Origin of the sequence: Rhodococcus sp. 1R11 (genome assembly GCF_004563845.1) — a bacterium.
Taxonomy (GTDB): domain Bacteria; phylum Actinomycetota; class Actinomycetes; order Mycobacteriales; family Mycobacteriaceae; genus Rhodococcoides.
On the sequence record NZ_SPNG01000001.1, the window covers coordinates 1 to 16440 of the forward strand.

At 64.9% G+C, this 16440-nt stretch carries 18 protein-coding genes; 8 read left to right on the forward strand and 10 right to left on the reverse strand.

The window, feature by feature from the left end; genetic code table 11:
• The 3 genes from E4P29_RS00005 to E4P29_RS00015 form a co-directional block, all read right to left on the reverse strand.
• Positions 1-538: extracellular solute-binding protein (locus E4P29_RS00005; RefSeq protein ID WP_135040868.1), on the reverse strand; the 538-nt coding region annotated here is incomplete at its 3' end.
• A gap of 196 nt (positions 539-734) precedes the next feature.
• On the reverse strand, positions 735-1223 hold the full coding sequence (locus E4P29_RS00010; RefSeq protein WP_027498040.1) for a general stress protein: 489 nt from the start codon (positions 1221-1223) through the stop codon (positions 735-737).
• 65 nt (positions 1224-1288) lie between these two features.
• Complete coding sequence (locus E4P29_RS00015) at positions 1289-2245, reverse strand: CoA ester lyase (RefSeq protein ID WP_135040870.1); 957 nt, start codon at positions 2243-2245, stop codon at positions 1289-1291.
• Positions 2246-2305: 60 nt separating this feature from the next.
• Here E4P29_RS00015 and E4P29_RS00020 point away from each other — a divergent pair, with 60 nt between their 5' ends.
• From E4P29_RS00020 to E4P29_RS00045, 6 genes are all read left to right on the forward strand, one after another.
• The gene (locus tag E4P29_RS00020) at positions 2306-3580 is read left to right on the forward strand and encodes a CBS domain-containing protein (protein WP_027498042.1); all 1275 of its coding nucleotides are present in this window, start codon (positions 2306-2308) and stop codon (positions 3578-3580) included.
• A 20-nt stretch (positions 3581-3600) separates the two neighbouring features.
• The gene (locus E4P29_RS00025; RefSeq protein ID WP_135041808.1) at positions 3601-4131 is read left to right on the forward strand and encodes a DUF1003 domain-containing protein; all 531 of its coding nucleotides are present in this window, start codon (positions 3601-3603) and stop codon (positions 4129-4131) included.
• Between the two features lie 125 nt (positions 4132-4256).
• A complete protein-coding gene (locus E4P29_RS00030; RefSeq protein WP_209205245.1) occupies positions 4257-5129 on the forward strand; it encodes a murein transglycosylase in 873 nt (290 codons plus the stop codon).
• A gap of 86 nt (positions 5130-5215) precedes the next feature.
• A complete protein-coding gene (locus E4P29_RS00035) occupies positions 5216-6352 on the forward strand; it encodes an Mrp/NBP35 family ATP-binding protein (protein WP_135040874.1) in 1137 nt (378 codons plus the stop codon).
• Between the two features lie 92 nt (positions 6353-6444).
• Positions 6445-7902, forward strand: coding sequence for an amino acid ABC transporter substrate-binding protein/permease (locus tag E4P29_RS00040; RefSeq protein ID WP_032369630.1), 1458 nt, complete (start codon positions 6445-6447; stop codon positions 7900-7902).
• The gene (locus E4P29_RS00045) at positions 7899-8672 is read left to right on the forward strand and encodes an amino acid ABC transporter ATP-binding protein (protein WP_135040876.1); all 774 of its coding nucleotides are present in this window, start codon (positions 7899-7901) and stop codon (positions 8670-8672) included. The genes E4P29_RS00040 and E4P29_RS00045 overlap by 4 nt, the downstream gene beginning before the upstream one ends.
• A 160-nt stretch (positions 8673-8832) precedes the next feature.
• Here the strand turns inward: E4P29_RS00045 and tatB are convergent, their stop codons facing one another.
• The 4 genes from tatB to sigE form a co-directional block, all read right to left on the reverse strand.
• Positions 8833-9282: a Sec-independent protein translocase protein TatB gene (gene tatB / locus E4P29_RS00050; protein WP_135040878.1), complete on the reverse strand. Its 450-nt coding sequence runs from the start codon at positions 9280-9282 to the stop codon at positions 8833-8835.
• Between the two features lie 18 nt (positions 9283-9300).
• Positions 9301-10806, reverse strand: a complete 1506-nt coding sequence (locus E4P29_RS00055; protein WP_135040880.1) for a trypsin-like peptidase domain-containing protein — start codon at positions 10804-10806, stop codon at positions 9301-9303.
• Between the two features lie 85 nt (positions 10807-10891).
• Positions 10892-11218 (reverse strand): zf-HC2 domain-containing protein, encoded by a 327-nt coding sequence (locus E4P29_RS00060; protein WP_135040882.1) that lies wholly within the window; start codon positions 11216-11218, stop codon positions 10892-10894.
• Positions 11219-11234: 16 nt separating this feature from the next.
• Positions 11235-11843 (reverse strand): RNA polymerase sigma factor SigE, encoded by a 609-nt coding sequence (gene sigE, locus E4P29_RS00065; RefSeq protein WP_209205278.1) that lies wholly within the window; start codon positions 11841-11843, stop codon positions 11235-11237.
• Between the two features lie 257 nt (positions 11844-12100).
• Between sigE and E4P29_RS00070 the strand changes: the two genes are divergently transcribed.
• Complete coding sequence (locus E4P29_RS00070) at positions 12101-12712, forward strand: O-methyltransferase (RefSeq protein WP_032365496.1); 612 nt, start codon at positions 12101-12103, stop codon at positions 12710-12712.
• Between the two features lie 68 nt (positions 12713-12780).
• On the opposite strand, the gene glgC is transcribed toward E4P29_RS00070, so the two are convergent.
• Positions 12781-13995, reverse strand: coding sequence for a glucose-1-phosphate adenylyltransferase (gene glgC, locus E4P29_RS00075; RefSeq protein WP_135040884.1), 1215 nt, complete (start codon positions 13993-13995; stop codon positions 12781-12783).
• 76 nt (positions 13996-14071) lie between these two features.
• On the opposite strand from glgC, the gene glgA reads away from it, so the two are divergent.
• A complete protein-coding gene (gene glgA / locus E4P29_RS00080; protein ID WP_135040887.1) occupies positions 14072-15235 on the forward strand; it encodes a glycogen synthase in 1164 nt (387 codons plus the stop codon).
• Here the strand turns inward: glgA and E4P29_RS00085 are convergent.
• Both E4P29_RS00085 and E4P29_RS00090 read right to left on the reverse strand, forming a co-directional pair.
• Entirely contained in the window at positions 15205-16083 is an 879-nt protein-coding gene (locus E4P29_RS00085) for a putative RNA methyltransferase (RefSeq protein ID WP_135040889.1), read from the reverse strand. The genes glgA and E4P29_RS00085 overlap by 31 nt on opposite strands.
• A gap of 172 nt (positions 16084-16255) precedes the next feature.
• On the reverse strand, positions 16256-16423 hold the full coding sequence (locus tag E4P29_RS00090; protein WP_008714277.1) for a DUF3117 domain-containing protein: 168 nt from the start codon (positions 16421-16423) through the stop codon (positions 16256-16258).
• Between the last annotated feature and the right edge of the window lie 17 nt (positions 16424-16440).

The window sequence follows — 16440 nt, forward strand, 5'->3', positions numbered from 1 at the left end:
CTCCGATCTGAGCGGGCTTACCGGCGGCCGCATTGGCCTCGGCCACATCGATCAGCTGATCCCATGTCTGTGGCGGGGTACCGTCCGGCACCTCGTCGGGCCGGTACCAGAGCAACTGAGTATTGGAGTTGAGCGGAACGGCGTAGAGCTGGTCCTGCCATTCCGCAGTGGCGAGCGGGCCTTCCAGAGTGGAACCGTCGCGCAGCTTCGCCGACAGGTCGTCCGGAACGGGCAATGCCCATCCGGCCTCGGCGAATTCGGCGGTCCACACCACGTCGAGTGTCATCAGATCCAGCGTCTTGTCGTTTCCGGCGAGACGCCTCGCGAGCTGCAGGCGCTGATCGTTGGCACTCTTGGGCAGTGTCCGCTGCTCCACCCGGTACCGGCCGTTGGAGGCGTCCGAACACACCTGTGCCGCAGCGGCGTATTGCTCTGCGCCGTCTGCGGCAGTGTAGAAACTCAGAACCGGAACCGAACTGTCCGACGAACCACACGCTGCGAGCAACGGACTCGTCACCAGAGCCGCTGCCGCCAACACCCCTATCCTCGTTGCTTTCCCACGCCTACGACCACGATGTCTCGGCACTGTCCCGCCTCCGTACGTTCGGTTACTCGCGCAGCCCTTGTGTCGGCACTGCCGTGCACGAGAGAAACGTAACCGAACTCACTGGCCTCGAGGGCGATTTGGGGCTATTCCGTTACCTGTCGGTTGCCTGGTCGTCCAACCGGTGTGATCAAATCGACAGTTTGGCGAGCAGGTCCCGTGCTTTCTCCGCCGTCCGAGGCTCGCAGATGACGTCGTAGCGTCCGGCGACCAACTGCATGCTCGACGCGAAATCGCGCTGCCCCTTGGTGGCCGCGTACGGAATGGACGCCGAGATCAAACCGAAGATGATGCCGCCGCCGACGCCGATGAGCAGAGCTCCGAAGATGTTCTCGCTGAAGATGCCGAGGACCAGGCCGAGGAAAACCCCGAGCCACGCTCCCGAAACAATGCCTCCACCAATAACTTTGGGCCAGGTGAGGCGGCCGAGGACGCGTTCGACCTGCATCAGATCGACGCCGACGATGGTGACGTCCTGTACCGAGAATTCCTCGTCGGAGAGGAAGTCGACGGCGCGCTGCGCCTCGGCGTAGGTGGGGTAGGAACCGATGGGCCAACCGGACGGCGGCGTCGGCAGTCCTTGCCCTGGGCGGCCCGGCTGTGAGAGGGGATTGGTCATGACTCCATTGTCCCCCAAAACGGACACCGTCACACCCATTGTTCTGTCCGCGAACACTGCGTGGATCAGGAGGTGGGCGGCTCGAACGTCGTCATGCGTGTCAGACCGGCCGCGCGGCCCTTCGCCGAGACGACCAGCGCCATCTTGCGGCTCGCCTCGTCGATCATCTCGTCGCCGAGCATCACCGCACCGCGAGCGCCGCCCGCCGCCGAGGTGTGGAACTCGTACGCGTCGAGAATCAGCTCGGCCTTGTCGTAATCGTCCTGTCGTGGCGCGAAGATCTCGTTGGCCGCCTCGATCTGCGTCGGGTGCAGCACCCACTTGCCGTCGAACCCGAGGCCGGCCGTCCGTCCCGCGGCCCGGCGAAACGCATCGAGATCGCGTATCTGCAGGTACGGTCCGTCGATTGCCTGCAATCCGTGCGTCCGAGCCGCCAGCAGGATCGTCATCAGAATGTGGTGATAGGCGTCGCCGGTGTCGTATCCCACCGGCTGTTCCCCGACGACGAGGGTGCGCATGTTGACGCTCGCCATCAGGTCGGCCGGCCCGAACACCAACGTCTGCACCCGGGGGCTCGCGGTTGCGATCTCGTCGATGTTGCGCAGGCTGCGTGCGCTCTCGATCTGCGGCTCGATGCCGATGGCCCCGACGGCGAGACCGTGCTCCTTCTCGAGCTGAGTGAGCAACAGATCCAACGCCTGTACGTGTGCCGCGCACTCGACCTTCGGCAACAGAATGGCGTCGAGATTTCCACCCGCCCCGGAGACGACGTCGATGACGTCGCCGTACGTCCACTGCGTCGTCCAGTCGTTCACGCGCACGACCTTGAGCTGATCGCCCCAACCGTCGGAGTTCAACGCGTCGACGATGCGCGCGCGGGCCTCGACCTTGGCGATCGGCGCGACGGCATCCTCGAGATCGAGGAAGATCGCGTCCGCAGGCAGGCCCTTGGCCTTGGCGATCATCTTGTCCGAACTGCCCGGAACGGCCAGTACCGATCGACGCAATCCCGAAGCACCCATCGAAAGCACTACCCCTGTCTGATTCACCCGCTGTATTGCCCTGCCTCTAACCTTGCCATCATGGCAGCACTGAGCAAGGTATTCGCGGCCAGGCTCGCCGGCCTCGGCGTCCTGGGCCCCGACGGCGAATCGATCGGGCGAGTGCGCGACGTGGTGGTTTCCATGCGCGTGGGCAGGGCACAGCCGCGAGTCCTCGGGCTCGTGGTCGAATTGGCAACGCGCCGAAGAATTTTCGTCCCGATGCTGCGAGTGACCAGCATCGAGCCCAACTCCGTTCAGCTCACCACCGGAAACGTCAGTCTGCGCCGATTCACTCAGCGCGCGAACGAGATTCTGGTGTTCGCGCAGATCCTCGACTCCAAAGTGCGCGTCGACGATCCCGAATTGGACGAGTTGCACGACACCGATTCCGTCGTCGTCGATCTCGGCATCGAGCTCACCCGAACTCGAGACTGGAAGGTCGCACGCGTGGCGGTGCGTAAGCAGCGCCAACGCCTAGCGCGGCGCGGTGCCATCCACGTCGTCGACTGGCAGCACGTGCAGGGACTGACGCAGAACGAACTGTCGATGCCCGACCAGGGTGTGGCGCAGCTGTTGATGCAGTTCGAGGACCTGCGCGCCGCCGACGTGGCGAATGCCATGCGTGAGCTCCCCGTCAAGCGCCGCATGGAGGTGGCGCGGGCCCTCGACGACGAGCGTCTCGCCGACGTCGTCCAGGAACTTCCCGACGACGATCAGGTGGAGCTGATGCACTACCTCGGCGTCGACCGTGGTGCCGATGTGCTCGAGGCCATGGACCCGGACGACGCTGCCGACCTCCTCGGCGAGCTACCCGAAACCGAAGCGGAATCGCTTCTGCGACTGATGGATCCGGAGGACTCGGCGCCGGTTCGCCGCCTGCTCGAACACTCCCCCGACACCGCGGGCGGTCTGATGACGCCCGAGCCCGTGATCCTCACCGCGTCGACGACGGTGGCCGAGGCCCTCGCCCGGGTACGCAACCCCGACCTGACGCCCGCGCTGGCCTCGCTCGTGTTCGTGGTGCGGCCACCGACCGCAACACCGACCGGCCCGTATCTCGGCTGCGTTCACCTGCAGCAATTGTTGCGAGAACCGCCGGCGAGCCTGGTGGGCGGAGTCGTGGACAGCGCACTCCCGCGGCTGTCCCCGGAGGACAGCCTGACCGCGGTGACGCGGTACTTCGCGACGTACAACCTCGTCTGCGGCCCGGTGGTCGACGACGAGGACCACCTTGTAGGTGCCGTGACCGTGGACGACGTCCTCGATCACCTGCTGCCCGAGGACTGGCGAGATCAGGAAGTGGCGGGACAGTGAAAGAAACAGCACGCCAGAGAATGGACACGCCGCGCGGTTCGCGGCTGTTCAACGTCAACTTCGACTTCGATCTCGGTAAGTCGGGCGAGAAGGCAGCGCGATTCCTGGGTACCGGACGCTATCTGGCGATTCAGACCGGCATCGTCATCGTCTGGATCTTCCTCAACGTCGTGGCCGTCAATCTGCAGTGGGACCCGTATCCCTTCATCCTGCTCAACCTCGCCTTCTCGACGCAGGCCGCGTACGCCGCACCGTTGATCCTGCTCGCCCAGAATCGGCAGGACGACCGCGACCGCGTCTCACTCGAAGAGGATCGCTCGCGGGCTCAGCAGACCAAGGCCGACACCGAGTTCCTCGCCCGGGAGCTCGCGGCTCTGCGAATCGCCGTCGGTGAAGTCGCCACCCGCGACTATCTGCGCCGCGAACTCGACGACATCAAGGCACTGCTGGAGCAGGCGACGGGCCAACCCGTCAACGCACCGAAGAAGGCACGCAAGAAAGCAGCCGCGCGCCTGTCCGACGACGCGTCGAGCGAGACCGACCTGCAATAGACCGCGCACCCCTCCACGCCTGGTAACGGCCCGATAACGGAACAGTCTCGAATCAGGTACCCTCGACCCCGGTCATCAGGTCGGGCCCCGGAGATCATCCGGGGAAATCAGGAGGTACAGCGCGCGTGGGTCGTCACAGAAAAGCATCGAATTCCAAGGTTCGACGGAGCTCGGTGATTGCTCTGGCAGGCCTGGTCCCCGCAGGACTCGTGACAGCCGCGACCAGCGCCGGAGCGACCGAATACATCCCGTTCGTCAGCGCCAAGACGGCCCCGGCCGCACAGGAATCGAACTCCGTGGTCGAGACGCCGGAGCCGATCGCCCACGATCAGCAGGCGCAGCCGGTGGCCCAGGCCGAGCTGCCGACACCCGCACCGGTCCCCGCGCCGGCCCCGGTTCCCGAGATCCCGCCCACACCCGAGCTGCCCACCAACCTTGCGGTCAGCCCCATCGCGATCCCGGTCGTCAACGTCTCCGCCTACAAGAACGCAGAGCGCATCCTGGCCCAGCAGCAGCCCGGCTGCGGCATCAGCTGGACCGTCATCGCCGGCATCGGACGCGTCGAATCGACCCACGCCAACAACGGCAAGGTCGACGACTCGGGTGAACTGCACGAGCCCATCCTCGGACCGGTTCTGAACGGCACCCTCGCCGGCAATCAGGTGATCCGTGACACCGACGGCGGTGCGCTCGACGGCGACACCCAGTACGACCGCGCAGTCGGCCCGATGCAGTTCCTGCCGTCGACGTGGAACCTCTATCACGCGGACGGCAACGGCGACGGAGTCTCCGACCCCCAGAATCTGTACGACGCAGCCCTGGCAACCGGCATGTACCTGTGCGACGACGGCACCAACGCGCGAGACCTCGCCTCGACCACCCGAGCGATCCTGCGCTACAACAACTCGATGGCGTACGTGGCGAACGTGCTCGCATGGTCGGCCGGTTACGCCACCGGCATCGTGCCGTCCTCGGACCAGCTGCCGCGCATTCACTGAATCGACCGCAGCACTGAATCGGACACTGCACTGATCGCGCTGCCCTGCTGTTCATCGGGAGTCGGCGCACCGCCTAGCATGAAGCAATGGCTGTACTGACCGAATCCGACGTTCGGACCGCGCTTTCCAAGGTGATCGACCCGGAGATCCGCAAACCCATCACCGACCTCGGCATGGTCAAGAGCATCGACATCGCCGCCGACGGCGCAGTCGGTGTCGGCATCTATCTCACCACCGCCGGGTGCCCGATGAAGACCGAGATCAGCGATCGCGTCAAGAACGCAGTGGCAGACGTCGCAGGCGTCGGTGTCGTCTCGGTCGAACTCGACGTGATGAACGACGAGCAACGCACCGAACTGCGCAAGTCCCTGCGTGGCGATTCCGCCGAACCGATCATTCCCTTCGCGCAACCCGGATCGCTGACGCGCGTGTACGCGGTGGCGTCGGGTAAGGGCGGGGTGGGCAAGTCCAGCGTGACGGTCAACCTGGCCGCGTCCCTTGCCGCTCGCGGACTTTCCGTCGGTGTGCTCGACGCCGACATCTACGGCCATTCCGTGCCTCGCATGCTCGGCAACGACGCGCGACCCACGCAGGTGGAGAAGATGATCATGCCGCCGCAGGCGCACGGCGTGAAGTTCATCTCGATCGCGCAGTTCACTCAGGGCAACACCCCGGTCGTCTGGCGCGGCCCCATGCTGCACCGGGCACTCCAACAATTCCTCGCCGACGTGTTCTGGGGCGACCTGGACGTGTTGCTCCTCGACCTTCCGCCCGGCACCGGTGACGTGGCCATCTCTGTCGCGCAGCTGATTCCGAGTGCCGAGATCCTCGTGGTCACCACCCCGCAGCAGGCCGCGGCCGAGGTTGCCGAACGCGCCGGAGCGATCGCCCTACAGACGCGTCAGCGCGTTGCGGGCGTCGTGGAGAACATGTCGTGGCTCGAGCTGCCCGACGGTACCCGCATGGATATTTTCGGATCCGGTGGCGGACAGGACGTATCGGATCGCCTCACCAAGGCCGTGGGTGCAAAGGTGCCGCTGCTGGGCCAGATTCCGCTCGACACCGCCGTCCGTGAGGGCGGCGACGCCGGCACGCCGATTGTGCTGAGCGACCCGAATTCGCCTGCAGCACAAGCACTCGAGTCGGTCGCCGCAAAGCTTGCGGTACGCGAGCGCGGACTGGTGGGAATGTCGCTGGGAATCGACACCACCCGGAAACTGTAAGGCAGGAGCTTATACCCGACAAACGACGCGGGAGACAGGGTTGGAGCCTTATGATTTGCCTTCAATCCTACTGTCGATAGAGAGTGGCCTTCATGAAGAAGCCGCATCGGGTCAGGCCGGTCGTCGTTCCGGTACTGATCGCACTGCTGATGACCCTGCTGGGATCCGTACTCGGTCCCGGGCTGGCGTCGGCACAACCTGCCCCGCCTGCCCAGAATTACTCGATCGCGACAGACACCACGTTCGCGCCCTTCGAATTCCAGGACGAGACAGGCAAACTCGTCGGAATCGACATGGACCTGCTCGCGGCCATCGCCGTCGACCAGGGCTTCGACTACACCGTCGAACAGGTCGGTTTCGACACCGCGCTTCAAGGCGTCACCAGCGGCCAGTTCAACGGAATGATCGCCGGCATGTCGATCACCGACGAGCGCAAGGCCACCTTCGACTTCTCCGACCCGTACTTCGATTCCGGTGTCCAGATGGCGATTCTGGATTCCAACGACGAGATCAAGGGCTACGAAGACCTCCGCGGTAAGTCCGTCGCCGTCAAGAACGGCACCGAGGGTGCGACTTTCGCGACGTCGATCGCCGATCAGTACGGCTTCACCATCCGCAGCTTCGACGACTCCGCGACCATGTTCGAGGAAGTGCGTACCGGAAACTCCGCAGCGGCCTTCGAGGACTACCCGGTACTCGCCTACGGAATCACCCAGGGCAACGGATTCAAGACGGTCACCGAGAAAGAAGCCGGTGCCAGTTACGGATTCGCCGTCGCCAAGGGCACCAACGCCCAGTTGCTCGACCAGTTCAACACCGGCCTCGAGAACCTGCGCGCCAACGGCCAGTACGACGAAATTCTCGATACCTACCTCAACGCCGACGCATCCACCGCCGACACCTCCATCCCCGGCCTGATCGCCAGCAGCTGGCAGTTGCTGCTCAAGGGTCTGTGGCTGACGATCGTGCTGACCGTCATCTCGATCGCCATCGCGCTCGTACTCGGCGGCATCTTCGGCCTGTTCCGCGTCTCGACCAACATCGTGCTCCGCGGAATCGGTACCACCTACGTCGACATCTTCCGTGGCACACCGCTTCTGGTGCAGGCATTCTTCATCTACTTCGGCGTACCCGCCGCGCTGAACTTCCAGATGTCGGCATTCACCGCAGGCATCATCACGCTCTCGCTCAACGCCGGTGCGTACATGGCCGAGATCGTCCGCGGCGGCATCCTCGCCGTCGACAAGGGCCAGATGGAGGCGTCCCGCAGCCTCGGCATCAGCTACCTCAAGTCGATGCGAAAAGTGGTGATGCCACAGGCAATTCGCACGATGATCCCGTCGTACATCAATCAGTTCGTCATCACGCTCAAGGACACCTCGCTGCTCTCGGTCATCGGCCTGGCCGAACTGACCCAGACCGGCCGACTGATCATCGCGCGCAACTTCGAGTCGTTCAACATGTGGCTGATCGTCGGTGTCCTGTACTTCATCATCATCATGGCTCTCACCAAGCTGTCGAACCGGCTCGAGAAGAGGATCAACAAATGAGCACCGAACTGACCAAGGACCTGCCGGTCGACAAAGGTCCGGGAACGAAGATCTCGATCAAGGGCCTGCAGAAGGCGTTCGGCGACAACACGGTTCTCAAGGGCATCGACGCCGAGATCGCCAACGGCGAAGTGGTGTGCGTGATCGGCCCCTCCGGCTCCGGCAAGAGCACGTTCCTGCGCTGCCTGAACAAACTCGAAGACATCACCGCCGGATCGGTCGTCGTCGACGGCACCGACCTCACTGCCAAGAACGTGGACCTGGACAAGGTGCGCCAGAACATCGGCATGGTGTTCCAGCACTTCAATCTCTTCCCGCACATGACCGCCCTCGAGAACGTCATGCTCGCGCCCGTCGAGACCAAGAAGATGTCGAAGTCGCAGGCCAAGGACGCGGCCCTGCAGCTGCTCGAACAGGTCGGACTGTCCGAGCGCGCCGACTACAAGCCCGCCAACCTCTCCGGCGGGCAGAAGCAGCGTGTCGCCATCGCGCGGGCACTGGCCATGAGCCCGTCGATCATGCTGTTCGACGAAGCCACCAGCGCCCTGGACCCCGAAATGGTCGGCGAAGTTCTGCAGGTGCTGCGCGACCTCGCCAAGGGCGGCATGACGATGGTCGTCGTCACCCACGAAATGGGCTTCGCACGCGAAGTCGCGGATCGAGTGATCTTCATGGCCGAGGGCGTCATCGTCGAGGAGGGAACGCCCGACGAGCTGTTCGGGAACCCGCAGAACCCACGCACCCAGGACTTCCTGAACAAGGTGCTCTAGCCCCTGGCGCGCCCACTCCTGCCGCCCGCCCCGCCCCGGATCAATGCGCCTTTGTTGCACTCAGAGCGACTGAATCCCACATTCATCCGACGGGGGGCGCAGCGGTCGGGCGGGCGCAGCCTGCAGACTGGGTGGTTCGTCGGGCCGGTTGGGGCTATGCCTACGTGGCGTCCGCGTCGATGGGCGGGGTATCGCCCGCTGCGAGCTTCGGCGCGTCCTTGCTCATCGACACCCCACTCTGCGGAGTACCTGTCTGTGGCGTCGGTCCGCCGAGGTTCTTCGGCTTGGTGTCGAAGGGCTTGCCTTTGAAGGTGTCGTCCAGCGGATTCTTGAAGATCGAGTCGTCGCCGTCGAGCAGGTGCTTGGTGATCACGGCTCGGGGTGTCATGCCGCGGAGTTGGTTGAGGTCGGCGAGGGGCTTGCGCAGGTCCTCGAAGTCGGTCCCCAGCTCGTCCTTGAGTTGTTGGCTTGCGCCGTTGGCGTAGTCCTTGACCTGGCGGATGGATTTCGACACCCAGCTGATGGCACCGGGGAGACGATCCGGGCCGAGGATGACCAGAGCTGCTACGAGGAGAATGACGAGCTCTCCCCAACCGATGTTGCCGAACACGGATGCCAGCCTACGTCGTCAGTCGGAAACCGGCGTGACGGACAGGTCCACCAGCCGTCCCGAGCGTACGAGTTGCACCGGCACCGCCTGTCCGATCGTGGTTTCCTGCACCGCGACGACGAGCTCGTCCGCGTCCCCTACCGAGCGGTCGCCGACCTTGGTGATGACGTCCCCTTCGACGATTCCGGCTTGCTGGGCCGGCCCACCGGCCCGGACGTTGGCGACTTCTGCGCCCGCCGAGGTTTCGTTGATCACCGAGCGCGCGTTGATACCGAAATCCGGGTGGCGCATGACGCCGTCCCGGATGAGGGCCTGCGCTACTTCGGTGACCTCGTCGACGGGTATCGCGAAGCCCAGGCCCACCGATCCGCCGCTCTCGCTTCGGATGGCGGAGTTGATGCCGATGACGCGACCTTCGAAGTCGATGAGGGGGCCACCGGAGTTACCCGGGTTGATGGCTGCGTCGGTCTGTACCGCGTCGATGACGGCGTTGGTGTCGGTGCCCTCCCCCGACAGCGCGACGGGGCGGTCGAGCGCACTGACGATGCCCGAGGTGACCGTCTTGTTCAATCCCAGGGGCGATCCGACGGCGATGACATCCTGGCCGACGCGAACGTCGCCGGAGCTACCGAGCTGAGCCTCGGTGAGGTTGCCGACTTCGGTCTTGAGGACGGCGAGGTCGGTCTTGGTGTCGCGGCCGACGATGCGTCCGGGCACTTTGGTGCCGTCGGAGAAGGTGACTTCGAGGGTCGACTTGTCCTCGTCGGACGCGGCGAGCGAGATCACGTGGTTGTTGGTGACGATGTAGCCCTCGTCGGCGTCGATCACGACGCCCGAGCCGGTGCCTCCGGTCTCGCCGAGGGTCACCTGAATCGAGACGACCGACGGCAGGACCGCGTCGGCCACCTTGCTGATCTGGCCGCGTGGGACGTCGTCGCCACTGGACTGGGTCAGTGTCACTTTCTGGCTGGTCAGTGCGCCGGTCACTTCGGCGGTCAGGCGGCCGAACAGGCCACCGACCAAGCCGATGACGAGGGCAAGGACACCGAGTACGACGAGCGCCCGCACGGATACCGACCGCCCGAACAAGACGTCGCGCACACCGAGCTTGGTTCCAGGAGGGAGCACAGGAGGTGGTGGGGTGTCGAGGGCCGCGCCACCCAGCGACACTCGGGACGCAGGATCACGCCATGGATCGGCGGGAACCTGCGGGCCGGCGTCGGACTCGTCGACGGCGTCGGGGTCGCGCTGCAGTGACTCGGTGGCGTCGTCGGGACGTCCGAAGGCCTCGGCCAGGACGGGGTCCGGCGGCCGGACCGTCAGACGGGAAGGCAGTTGTTCGTCGGGGCGACGAGGGGAGAACGAACCGCCGACGTCATCGGGACGTCCGAACACCGAGGCCGACACCGGATCGACGGTGGGTCGATGGACCGGACGCGGCGGCAACCGTGGACCCTCGTCTGCTGTGCCTGTGGTCTCGGTGCTGGTCGAATTCGATGTCACGCGTCCGGTTACCCCTCGCATACGTCGGTGTGAGAGTTCAGTATCACTCGAGCGGTCGGGGCAGCTCGATGCAGGTGAGGACTCGTCGGGCAGAAAACGTGGGCGGTCAGCGTCGCCGGCGGCGCACGGCCTCGACGGACGCCATGAACGACCGCTTGGTTCGGGCGGGCCCGTCGTCGCCTGCACAGGACGGAATCTGGCTCAGCAAACCGAGGAGCGAATGCGGCATGGACATCTCGCCTGCGCCACGAAGCGCGTGGCGCGCCTGCTGCTGCGCCTCGACCTCGGCCGAGCACTCCGGGCACTCGGAAAGGTGATGAGCGGCGCGCAGGTGCGCGGCCATTCGCAGTTCACCGTCGACGTAAGCCGCAACCGCTTCACTGGCCAGATGTTCGGTGGAGCTGAATTGCCGAGGCTTACGTGCCTGCGTCATCCAACCCTCCTCGTAGCTAGTGGACACTTGCGTGACCCGAGTCGACCTTCCCGTGCACTCGAAGGTACTCCCGTAGCGCGTGACGGCCGCGGTGAATGCGACTACGAACCGTTCCGAGCTTGACTCCCAGTGTCGCACCGATCTCTTCGTACGACAGTCCTTCGATGTCGCACAACACGATTGCGGCACGAAACTCGGGTGCCAGCGAATCGAGCGCAGACTGCAGATCCGGGTCGAGGCGAGCGTCGTGGTAGATCTGCTCGGGGTTGGGCCGGTCCGACGGAACGCGGTCGTAGTCCTCGGGCAGCGCTTCCATGCGGATACGGCTGCGGCGACGAACCATGTCGAGGAACAGGTTGGTCGTGATGCGGTGCAGCCAGCCCTCGAACGTTCCCGGCTGGTAGTGCGACAGGGAGCGGAACACGCGGATGAAGGTGTCCTGAGTCAGGTCTTCGGCGTCCTGAGCGTTGCCGGAGAGGCGGTACGCGAGTCGGTAGACGCGATCACCGTGTTCGCGAACGAGCTCGTCCCAGGACGGCATGGTGGAGTTCTCGCCGGTCGCATCGAACACTGCGGTGCCGCTGAGGTCGTCGGGGGTGGGCACGGACTCGGGTAGACGAGCGATGTCGCGATCGCCGTTGATCTTGTAAATAGTTGGATCCTCCTGCTCAGGACTGCGTACGTCCTTCTGATGCAACCGACGACTACCCTCGGATGTTCCAGCTCACACTTCGCAATCGAGACGGACCTGCGATTCCTCCATAGCCTGACCGACCCGCGTGTGGGTCCGGTATGAATCACCTGAGGCGCACCTGAGAATGTGTGCGTGAGATCGAGCCCCCGGCACGATAACCTCGGGACGTGCCGACCAACGCCGAGAAGATGCTCGCCTATGCCGAAGACTCCGCTCAGGAGGACGAGGTTCTGATCGCAGCCAGAGAGCGAGCCGTCGATCTCGGTGCCGCTCCGGTGCCGCCGTCCGTCGGTGCCATCCTGAGCATCTTCACTCAGATGCTCGGCGCGAAGACGGTCGTCGAAATCGGAACGGGCGCAGGAATCAGCGGCCTGTGGTTGCTCGACGGGATGCGAGCGGACGGTGTCCTGACCACCATCGACACCGAGCCCGAACACCAGCGGGCAGCGCGAGAAGCATTCCGGGCAGGGGGAATTGCGCCGTCCCGCACTCGGCTCATCAACGGCTGGGCCTTGGACGTACTCCCCCGATTGGCCGACGACACCTACGATCTGGTCTTCATCGACGCCAGCCCTGCGGACCATCCACACTTCGTCGCCGAGAGCGTTCGGTTGCTACGCCCCGGCGGAGTTCTGGTGCTGCACAACGCATTGCTCGGTGGCCGGGTTGCAGATCCGACTCAGCGCGACGCGACTGCGGTGGCCGTTCGATCGGCCGCGCGCGCCATCGCCGAGGACGAACGGCTCACGACGGTGCTGCTCCCTCTGGGCGACGGGTTGATCTGCGCGTCGAGAGCGTGAGTGCGCTCCGCGCAGTGGTGCGGTTAGGTGCCCTCTGCGGCACCTAACCGCACCACTGCCGCAGGCACTCAGATCCAGATGCCCTTACCGACGGAGACGACTCCCCCGGCACTGACGTTGAAGCGTTCCCTGTCGCGTTCGAGATCGACTCCGACGATTTCGCCGTCACCCACGACGACGTTCTTGTCGAGGATCGCGTGCCGAACGACGGCACCCTTGCCGATCCGGACTCCGGGCATCAGGACACTGCCTTCGACGGTCGCGCCGCTGTCGATCATGACGTTCGAGCTCAGTACCGAGTTTCGGACGGTGGCGGCGCTGAGGATGCACCCGGCACCGACGACGGATTCCTGAGCGAGGCCGCCCTGGACGAATTTGGCGGGTGGCAGATTCTCGGCCGATCCGCGGATCGGCCAGCGGCGGTTGTAGAGATTGAAGATGGGATGCACCGACACCAGGTCCATGTGGGCGTCGTAGAAGGCGTCGATGGTGCCGACATCTCGCCAGTAGCCGCGATCGCGTTCGGTGGCACCGGGAACGACGTTGTCGTTGAAGTCGTAGACCGAGGCCACGCCTGCTTCGACGAGCGCCGGGATGATGTCACCGCCCATGTCGTGGTCGGAGTCGGAGTTCTCGGAGTCGGCCTTGATTGCATCCACGAGCACCTTGGTGGTGAACACGTAGTTGCCCATCGACGCATACGTGACGTCCGGGTCGTCGGGGGTACCGGGCGGCTGCGCCGGCTTCTCCAGGAACTGGGTGATCTTGCCGTTCTCGTCCGAGTCGATGCAGCCGAACGCGAATGCCTCGCTACGCGGAACCCGGATGCCTGCAACGGTGACGCCCGCGCCGGAGTCGATGTGCTGCTGCACCATCTGCTCCGGGTCCATTCGGTACACGTGGTCGGCACCGAAGACCACGATGTACTCGGGGTCCTCGTCGTACACGAGGTTCAGAGACTGGAAGATGGCGTCGGCGCTGCCGGTGTACCACCGGGGGCCGAGACGCTGCTGTGCCGGGACCGGAGTGATGTACTCCCCGGCGAAACCGGACAGTCGCCACGTCTGCGAGATGTGGCGGTCCAGGGAATGGGACTTGTACTGAGTCAGCACGCAGAGCCGGAGGTAACCGGCGTTCACGAGATTGCTCAGCACGAAGTCGATGAGTCGGTAGGCGCCCCCGAAGGGAACGGCTGGCTTGGCTCGGTCCGCGGTCATCGGGTAAAGGCGCTTACCCTCTCCGCCGGCAAGCACAATCCCTAGTACGTGCGGTTGTGTCCTCACCCACCCAACCTATCCGCACCGAGAGAACCTTGCTACCAGTACACGCACAACTGCCGGGGAATGTAGGTTCGTTCACGTGCGAGTAGCGATGATGACCAAGGAATACCCGCCGGAGATCTACGGTGGCGCAGGAGTTCATGTCACGGAGTTGACTGCGCAGCTGAAGTCGCTGTGCGAGGTGGACATCCATTGCATGGGAGCTCCGCGCGACACCGCACAGGTGCACGATCCCGATCCTGCACTCGCCGGAGCCAACGCAGCACTGACCACGTTGTCGGCTGAGCTGCGGATGGCCAACGCGGCCGCCGGAGCGGACGTGGTGCATTCACACACCTGGTACACCGGCCTCGCCGGTCACCTCGCGGCCGAACTGTACGGCGTTCCGCACATCCTCACCGCGCACTCTCTCGAGCCCCGTCGGCCGTGGAAGGCCGAACAGCTGGGCGGCGGTTACCGCATCTCGTCGTGGTCGGAAAAGAACGCGGTGGAATACGCCGACGCCGTCATCGCCGTCAGCGAGGGCATGGCCAAGGACGTGCTCGACGCTTATCCGCGCCTCGACCCGAGTCGAGTCCACGTGGTGCGCAACGGGATCGACACCGAGCGGTGGTACGCAGATCACGGCACGTCGACTCTCGACGAGATCGGGGTGGATCCCAGCAAGCCGATCGTCGCGTTCGTCGGCCGCATCACTCGGCAGAAGGGCGTGGGTCACCTCATCGCCGCGGCACACCATTTCGATCCGTCGATTCAGCTCGTCCTGTGCGCGGGCGCGCCCGACACTCCGGAGATCGCTGCAGAAACCGAACGCGCAGTGGCGTTGCTGGCCGAGCAACGCAGCGGGGTCTTCTGGGTCAAGGACATGCTTCCCACCGACAAGATTCGCGAGATTCTTTCTGCCGCGGCAGTATTCGTCTGCCCATCGGTGTACGAGCCGCTCGGCATCGTCAACCTCGAGGCGATGGCCTGCGAAACCGCGGTCGTGGCGTCGGACGTCGGCGGCATCCCCGAGGTCGTCGACGACGGCCGCACCGGACGGCTGGTGCACTACAACTCGTACGAACCCGACGTCTTCGAGCGAACCCTCGCCGACACCGTCAACGAGGTCGCTCTCGACCCCGCACTGGCGACGGCGATGGGCAAAGCCGGCCGCGAGCGGGCCGTTGCCGAATTCTCGTGGGCCTCGATCGCGAAACAGACCCTCGCCGTCTACAACGACGCGCTGGCGCGTCGGGGCTGAAACACCTTTCGGTAGGTCGACACCGTCACCGACGCGGTGACGGGGACGGTGTCGGGCAAATCCTTCAACGCCGCGGACCGCGCGTCGGGGTCACCGTGTCGAATCGACGGCCCCATACCGATGAGTTCCTCGATGTCGTTGTGCGAGAGCATCATCGAGTACTCGAGCGGGGTCTCGGCCACCGACTCGAACAGACCCGACAGCGACTCACCGAGCCGACGGGTCTTGTCCTCTTCAACGCCGATCAGCCCCAGCGGCCCGCGCAGTTCACGCTGATGCCGCGACGTCGGCGTGACGACCACCAACGTGCCGTCGTCGCCGAGAACCCGATGCAGTTCACCGGCATTGCGCGGCGAGAACACACACGTCACCGCAGACACGGCACCCGCCCGAATCGGTAGCCCACTCCAGATGTCCGCGACGACGCACCCGAGCCGCGGATGCGACCGCGCAGCTCGGCGCGCCGCGAACTTGGACACGTCCACGCCGACCCCCAGCGCGGCCGGACGCGCGTCCAGGACACCTGCGATGTAATACCCGGTGCCGACCCCGACATCGAGGACCACGTCCGACTCGGGCGGAACAGCCGCCGACACCGCCGCCGCGATGGGCTCGAAATGACAGCCGCCGAGAAACTTCTCGCGGGCTGTGACCATCTCGGCCGAATCACCGGTGAACTTGCCGCCGTCGCCTGTCAGCAAGCTGACGTACCCCTGCCGAGCCACGTCGAACGAATGCCCACGATCGCACCACAGACTTCGATCGGTCTCACCGAGACCCAGGCCCGACTCGACCTCACGGACGCGACACTGTGGGCAGACCAGCAATTCGACGACGTCGGTCAGCATCGAGCACCTCTTTCACATCGAGACAGATTCTCCGGCACTCCCCCGGAAACGACCTGCCGATCACAACCCTGCCGATCACAACCCTGCCGATCACAACCCTGCTGATCACAACACAAAGCCCCGCTGGCCGGTGCGGCGAGCGGGGCTGAGCGATGATCGATCGACGTGGCGATCAGCCGGTGACGCCCTTCAGTTCGTCACCGAGTGCCGCGGCCTCGTCGGGGGTCAATTCGACGACCAAACGGCCGCCCCCCTCGAGCGGGACACGCATGACGATTCCTCGTCCCTCTTTGGTTGCTTCGAGGGGACCGTCCCCGGTCCGGGGCTTCATCGCCGCCATCCTCTGCTCCCTCCAGA

Bases quoted from the DNA above. Each gene is read 5' to 3' on its own strand.
- E4P29_RS00010 (WP_027498040.1), bottom strand. From the start codon at position 1,223: ATGACCAATCCCCTCTCACAGCCGGGCCGCCCAGGGCAAGGACTGCCG.
- E4P29_RS00015 (WP_135040870.1), bottom strand. From the start codon at position 2,245: ATGGGTGCTTCGGGATTGCGTCGATCGGTACTGGCCGTTCCGGGCAGT.
- E4P29_RS00020 (WP_027498042.1), top strand. From the start codon at position 2,306: ATGGCAGCACTGAGCAAGGTATTCGCGGCCAGGCTCGCCGGCCTCGGC.
- E4P29_RS00025 (WP_135041808.1), top strand. From the start codon at position 3,601: ATGGACACGCCGCGCGGTTCGCGGCTGTTCAACGTCAACTTCGACTTC.
- E4P29_RS00035 (WP_135040874.1), top strand. From the start codon at position 5,216: ATGGCTGTACTGACCGAATCCGACGTTCGGACCGCGCTTTCCAAGGTG.
- E4P29_RS00040 (WP_032369630.1), top strand. From the start codon at position 6,445: ATGAAGAAGCCGCATCGGGTCAGGCCGGTCGTCGTTCCGGTACTGATC.
- E4P29_RS00045 (WP_135040876.1), top strand. From the start codon at position 7,899: ATGAGCACCGAACTGACCAAGGACCTGCCGGTCGACAAAGGTCCGGGA.
- E4P29_RS00055 (WP_135040880.1), bottom strand. From the start codon at position 10,806: ATGCGAGGGGTAACCGGACGCGTGACATCGAATTCGACCAGCACCGAG.
- E4P29_RS00060 (WP_135040882.1), bottom strand. From the start codon at position 11,218: ATGACGCAGGCACGTAAGCCTCGGCAATTCAGCTCCACCGAACATCTG.
- E4P29_RS00070 (WP_032365496.1), top strand. From the start codon at position 12,101: ATGCTCGCCTATGCCGAAGACTCCGCTCAGGAGGACGAGGTTCTGATC.
- E4P29_RS00085 (WP_135040889.1), bottom strand. From the start codon at position 16,083: ATGCTGACCGACGTCGTCGAATTGCTGGTCTGCCCACAGTGTCGCGTC.
- E4P29_RS00090 (WP_008714277.1), bottom strand. From the start codon at position 16,423: ATGGCGGCGATGAAGCCCCGGACCGGGGACGGTCCCCTCGAAGCAACC.